General features: G+C 38.7%; 3 protein-coding genes and 1 pseudogene. All 4 read left to right on the forward strand.

All coding sequences use genetic code 11. The features are described from left to right. Positions 1-231 (forward strand): annotated as a pseudogene (locus M595_RS27200) (hypothetical protein); the annotation flags it as partial. 132 nt (positions 232-363) lie between these two features. Continuing rightward, a complete protein-coding gene (locus M595_RS27205) occupies positions 364-816 on the forward strand; it encodes a protein tyrosine phosphatase family protein (RefSeq protein ID WP_023067812.1) in 453 nt (150 codons plus the stop codon). A gap of 46 nt (positions 817-862) precedes the next feature. Beyond that, a complete protein-coding gene (locus tag M595_RS27210; RefSeq protein WP_023067806.1) occupies positions 863-1354 on the forward strand; it encodes a DUF2243 domain-containing protein in 492 nt (163 codons plus the stop codon). Positions 1355-1539: 185 nt separating this feature from the next. Further along, positions 1540-2028 (forward strand): nucleotidyltransferase domain-containing protein (locus M595_RS27215; RefSeq protein ID WP_023069813.1); only part of this gene is annotated, 489 nt, incomplete at its 3' end.

Below are 2028 nucleotides of genomic sequence, written 5' to 3' on the forward strand. Positions count from 1 at the left end.
GGAGAACAAACCGAGGAAGAAGCTCGCAAGTTTGTTGATACAATCTTAGAGCAACAAAGCAATTCTGGTGCTACTGAGACGACAACTTCAACGTCTTCATCGTCTATGACTACAACCCCAGTCTCGGTTTCTGAACCTGACTCGGCTGAAGACCTTCAAGAACTCACCGCTCAAATTGCCGCTTTGCGACTCGAGTTAGAACGTCTACGGGGTTCTGAGTCTTCTAACTAAAAGAACTAGCACACACTTTAACTTTGAACGCTCGATATATTGAAAGTCGAATCGTAGAAAGAAGATTCCCTCGGGTTAACTCCGGGGGAGTATTATATTTAGGGGATTAAGTCACAAAGGATAAGTACAGTCATGGAAAATCTTAAAAAAATTAATGAGCAACTCTCAATTGCGACTAATCAAGTTACACCGACCCAATTGCAACAAGCAGCACAAGCCGGGTTTAAATCCGTGCTAAACTTTCGATCTCCTCAAGAAGAAGGTTTCCTCAGTGATGAGGAGAAACAAGCAGAAGCAGCCGGATTAGAATATGTTAATCTTCCCGTCAAACCTAATGGGATTACAGAGGAACTTGCCGATAAAATTATACAACAAATTGATTACCTTCCGAAACCTGTCTTACTCCATTGTAAAAGTGGATTGCGTTCGGGTGCAATGGGGTTAATGTATATTGCGATTAAAGAAAATATATCGGCAGATACCATCCTAGAACAGGGTAAAGAAATGGGTTTTGATTGCAATACATTTCCGCAAATGAAGGAGTTTTTAATCACTTATATTTCTAAACATTCAAACAATCATTAATTCATCCGAATCTCACTGAAATTAGGCGACAAGGAGTTATAAAATAATGACAAATGAAACAAGCAAGCAAAACTTAGACTCGACTACTTCCGAAAGTAAAATGTTAATTTTTGCAAGTTTTTTACTCGGCTTTGGTTTGGGCGGGTTTATCGATGGAATTGTATTGCATCAGTTGTGGCAATGGCACCACATGATCGCCAATCTCGTCCCCACAAATACCCTCGCCGGATTAGAAACAAATACTGTTGCGGATGGTGTTTTTAATGCTGGAATGTTTACAATTACTGTAGCGGGTTTAGGTTTGTTGTGGAAAAGTATTAAGCAAAATCCCAGTTTTTCACTGTCAACTCGCGCATTTATTGGCTGGAATCTAATAGGTTGGGGAGGATTTAATTTATTTGATAGTGTTGTTTTTCATGCGATCTTGAGATTGCATCATATTCGCCAAGTTCCCAACTTTATTATATACGATATAAGCTTTTTTTTGATCGGAGGTTTCCTGATTTTAGCGGGAATTGTTTTAACCCGAAAAAATTAACCTGAGACAAGTGGGGTGGGTTGATTCAGGTTTCTGCCTCAAAAACATAGATTTCTACACAATAACCCCTACATTGGTGGATGTGGAATAGTTGCAGGTTCGTTATTCTTGTGATATACTACAAACATAATACAGTTTTATACAAGTGAGGAACGATCAGCAGAAGTTGTTCGTTTAACTAATTAATGAATCGTGAAGACATTGAAAATAGAACGGTTTTAATTGCCTTAACAGGTTCACGAGGTTATGGGTTAGAAACAGCTACCTCTGACTATGACTATCGCGGCATTTTTATTGCGACAAAACCCTATTATTTGGGATTAAGTCACATCGAACAACAGGATAAAGGCTGGGATACAACCCCATCTCAAACGTTTCCTTATTTAGCCAAAGATACCTGTATCTATGAACTCAGAAAGTTCTTAAAATTAGCGATTGATAATAATCCCAATATTTTAGAATTATTCTGGTTTAAAGACTATGTTCACCTGACAGAAGTAGGAAAAATATTGCAGCAACATCGACAATTATTTCTTTCTAAACGCATCAAACAAACCTATTCGGGTTATGGTTACGCCCAAATCAAAAAGTTAGAATCTCATCGTCGTTGGTTACTCAATCCTCCCCAACATCAACCCACTGCGGCTGAATTTGGATTGGTAGAAAAGCCGCCT

It is taken from the genome of Lyngbya aestuarii BL J (assembly GCF_000478195.2).
Lineage (GTDB): Bacteria > Cyanobacteriota > Cyanobacteriia > Cyanobacteriales > Microcoleaceae > Capilliphycus > Capilliphycus aestuarii.